This window comes from Deltaproteobacteria bacterium CG11_big_fil_rev_8_21_14_0_20_49_13 (genome assembly GCA_002796305.1).
Taxonomy (GTDB): domain Bacteria; phylum UBA10199; class UBA10199.
Genome location: PCWZ01000033.1, coordinates 1 through 4,117 on the forward strand (window position 1 = coordinate 1; position 4,117 = coordinate 4,117).

Genomic DNA, 4,117 nt, shown 5'->3' on the forward strand with positions numbered 1-4,117 from the left:
AACTTGCAGTTCGGGTATTTTGAACACCCGTAGAAGGCGCGACCGCGTTTTCCCATCCGCGAAACGACGTCTCCCCCGCATTCGGGACACTTAACGCCTATTCCTATCGTCTTTGTGGTCTTGCATTCGGGGTATTTCGAGCAGGCAAGGAACTTTCCAAAACGCCCGCGTTTTATCACCATGTCGGCGCCGCACTTTTCGCACTTTTCGTCGGTCGTTTCGGCGGCCTTTGGGGTTATTTCGCCGGTCTCGGACCTTGAGAACTCTTTGGTGCTCTTGCACTCGGGATACGTCGAGCATGCAAGGAACTCGCCGTGACGGCCCCACTTAATGACCATGGGCTTGCCGCATTTTTCGCACATTATCTTTGTTTCGATGGCCTGTGCCTTAAGATTCACCATCGTCTTTTCGGCGCGTTTTAGCGTCTTTGCAAAAGGGACGTAGAAATCGTTGAGCACCTTGTTCCACTTCATCTTCCCCTCTTCGATGTCGTCGAGCTCCTCTTCCATCTGGGCCGTGAACTTGACATCGAGTATCTCGGGAAAATTGGTCACAAGGAGCTCGTTTACCACCTCGCCCAGGCGCGTTGGATGGAACTTCAGCTGTAGTTTCTTTACGTACTCCTTGTCCTGAATGACGCTCATGATGGAAGCGTACGTCGAAGGGCGCCCTATCCCCTGTTCTTCGAGCTCTTTAACAAGGGAAGCCTCGGTGAATCTTGGAGGCGGCTGGGTAAAGTGCTGGTTCGGGTCAAGGCCGTGAAGTTTTAGCTTCTCGCCCTCTTTTAGGTCAGGCAATGTCGGGTTCTCTTCTTCGTCCTTTTCGGCCTCTTCGTCAATGCCTTCAAGATATACCGACATGAAACCGGGGAACTTCATCACCTGACCCGTCGAGCGAAGCATGAAATCCGTGGCCTTTATATCGAATATGGTCTGGTCGTAAATGGCCGAATTCATCTGGGAGGCGACGAACCTCTTCCAGATAAGGTCGTAAAGACGGTACTGGTCCTTTTCCAGAAAACCCTTTATCTCATCGGGCGGAAATTCGAACGATGTGGGACGGACCGCTTCGTGGGCATCCTGAGCCCCCTTTTTATTCTTGTAAAAATTGGGTCCTTTGGGAAGCGTTTCCTTTCCGTACTTTGCGGCAATGTGCTCCCTGACCGATTGAATGGCAGAGTCGGCCACGCGCACGGAATCGGTACGCATGTAGGTGATTAGACCTACAAGGTTACCGCCAAGATCTATGCCTTCATACAATTGCTGGGCCATCATCATGGTCTTCTTGGCCGAGAAGCCTAACTTTCTTGCGGCCTCCTGCTGAAGTTTGCTGGTGGTGAACGGCGGCACCGGATGACGCCTTCTCTCCTGCTTTGTTATCTTTGAAAGTATGAAATCAGATCTCTTAAGTCCGGTCAGAATAGAATCGGCGTCCTTTTTGTTGGTTATGTCTATTTTCTTGCCGCCTGCCTCCAGAAGCTTTGCCTCGAACTGAGGAGGAATACTCCCTTCAAGATGAGCGACTATCGACCAGTATTCTTCGGGTTTAAATTTCTTTATGGCCGCTTCGCGTTCGCAGATTATCCTTACAGCTACCGATTGGACGCGGCCCGCCGAAAGCCCCCTTTGCACCTTGTTCCAAAGAATGGGGCTGATCTTGTAACCGACGAGGCGGTCTAAAATGCGGCGGGCCTGCTGGGCCTCAAAAAGATTCTTGTCGATAGCGACCGGTTTGGATATCGCCTCTCTCACGGCCGCGGGAGTGATCTCATGAAAAAGGACCCTGTGAATGTTGGGTCCCGATTTCTTGGCCGGTTTTTTAGATGCTATTTTCTTAGTGGCAGGGCCCTTCTTCTTTCCTGCCTCCGGCTTCTTGCATCCTGCCTCTATTTCCTCTGCCACATGCCACGCAATGGCCTCTCCTTCGCGGTCAGGATCGGTCGCCAGGAAGACATCGGTTGCATCCTTAGCCGCCGCTACAAGCTCATCGACCACTTTCTTCTTACCCTTGATTATCTGATATGTAGGTTCAAAGTCATTTTCAACGTCCACCCCCAGCTTTGAGACCGGAAGGTCCTTTACATGGCCGACCGACGCCTTTACCTGGAACGCGGAACCCATATACTTCTTAATGGCCTTCGCCTTTGTGGGCGACTCAACTATGATCAATTGTTTAGTCATAATATTTCTACCTAACATAAAATCTATTGCACGACATATTTAGCCGCGCGGGCCGGTGTTGCGGTATTCGGAGACACCCTGCTTTCGGGGTCCGGTCAGGTGTTCGAGCGACCGGTGTCCGGTTTCGCTCAAACGCCGCGAAACCGGCACCTCGGCGCTCGGGCACGGCGTTTATGGAATGGCTACCGATGCCGTGCCCTCCGCGACGTCGCTCTCACACCTGCCCCGACCCCTCAAGCATTAAAAGTCTCTAAAAGCAACACCGGCCCGCACGACTAAATATCACGATTCCATCACGCATAAGTTGATAAGACGGCTGTCGGAGTGCCAACATCCCGACAGTCGTCTTATCAACCGGAATGAAACCGTGATGTTCATTAGAAAGCGCATGTGTTGCGGCATGAGGAAACTCTCGATGCTTTCGGGGTCCGGTTGGGTATGAGAGCGATATCGCGGAGCCCAGCTGCCCGGCAGCCAATAAATAGATCGGCTGGGCGAGCGCTAAGGTGCTGGTTTCGCGGCGTTTGAGCGAAACCAGACACCGGTCGCTCGAATATCCAACCGGATTCCGAAAGCAAAGCGCGTTCCTCATGCTGAAACGTTGACACTTTCTAATGAAAATGTCGTAAAATAGATTTTATGTCAAAGAGCCTTTTTTAGACTTGCGGTATTTACCGCCATCTTCTTTGATCAGCCCACTGGCTTCGAGCACCGTAATTGCCGCAAGTACATTTTGAGAAGCAAGTCCGCTTTTTTCAACCATCTCATCCAATGAAAGACGGCATTCGTCAAGAAGGTCCAAAAGTTTGCGTTCCTTATCACCAATACCGAAAGATTGTCCAGAAAACTTTGCCTTCCATGGTTTTGGGAGCTTATTATCAAGTATATCTATCGCATCCTGGGCGGATTCTATAAGTGCCGCCCCTTCACGAATGAGCCTGTGTGTGCCGGCCGTGTTGACGTTCCCGATGGGACCCGGCACGGCAAAGACCTCGCGCCCCTGCTCAAGTGCCGAACGCGCGGTGATGAGAGTCCCTGAGTTGATCGCCGCCTCGATAACTATTATCCCCAGCGACATTCCGCTTATTATCCTATTCCTTTTCGGGAAATGGTGAGGGAGTCCCGGCATGGTATCGTCAAGTTCGGAAATAACGGCCCCTCTGTTATTGACGATATCTTCGGCAAGTTTTTTATGGGAGACCGGATAGATGTTATTAAGTCCGCTACCAAGCACCGCTACCGTTATCCCTTCGGCCTCAAGGGAGACCTTGTGAGCGATGGAATCTATCCCGTAAGCAAGTCCGCTGATGATGGCAAATCCGGCCTTTGCAAGTCCTTTGGCTATGTTTACGGCGTTCTCTCTTCCGTAATCGGTAGGCTTTCTCGAGCCTACGATGGCGATAGGCGGGTGTTCGTTAAGATCGGGCATATTGCCCCAGACGTTGAGCAAGCCCGGGGGGTCAAAGATGTGTTTAAGCAGTTCCGGATACTCCGGAGCCCTTGTGGAAAGACGTTTAAAATTCATCAGCTGATCAGGCTTTAAGCGGTTGGCGCCTCTCCCTCATCTTCATGATCGACGAACTCTTTGAGCTCTTTGCCTGTCTTGAAGAATGGAAGCTTTTTGGGTGCGACGGTAATCGATTCGCCCGTCCTGGGATTACGACCGGTATACGTTTCGTAGTGTCTTACTGAGAAACTGCCAAGGCCCCTGATCTCTATCCGCTCTTCGCGAAGCATGGCCTGTATCATGGTGTCAAAAATAAGCTCGACCGTATCTTTTGCCTTCTTCCTGGGAATCTTTGCCTTTTCACAAACGAAGTTAATAAGTCCTGATTTATTCATTAGTTACCTCCTTCACCGTTACAATGCGGTGATTTCACTAGGGAAAATAACATAAATTTTAAAGGTGGTCAAACAAAATGTTGATTACATTGAGA

General features: G+C 50.8%; 3 protein-coding genes. All 3 read right to left on the minus strand.

What is annotated here, in order from left to right:
• On the minus strand, positions 1–2,180 hold a 2,180-nt coding region (locus COV46_02670; GenBank protein PIR17795.1), incomplete at its 3' end, for a DNA topoisomerase I.
• Positions 2,181–2,817: 637 nt separating this feature from the next.
• Complete coding sequence (gene dprA, locus COV46_02675) at positions 2,818–3,705, minus strand: DNA-protecting protein DprA (protein ID PIR17796.1); 888 nt, start codon at positions 3,703–3,705, stop codon at positions 2,818–2,820.
• 14 nt (positions 3,706–3,719) lie between these two features.
• Entirely contained in the window at positions 3,720–4,022 is a 303-nt protein-coding gene (locus COV46_02680) for an integration host factor subunit beta (GenBank protein ID PIR17797.1), read from the minus strand.
• Positions 4,023–4,117 lie beyond the last annotated feature (95 nt).

Excerpts from the sequence above, each read along its gene's own strand:
- dprA (PIR17796.1), bottom strand. The coding sequence starts at position 3,705 with ATGAATTTTAAACGTCTTTCCACAAGGGCTCCGGAGTATCCGGAACTG.
- COV46_02680 (PIR17797.1), bottom strand. The coding sequence starts at position 4,022 with ATGAATAAATCAGGACTTATTAACTTCGTTTGTGAAAAGGCAAAGATT.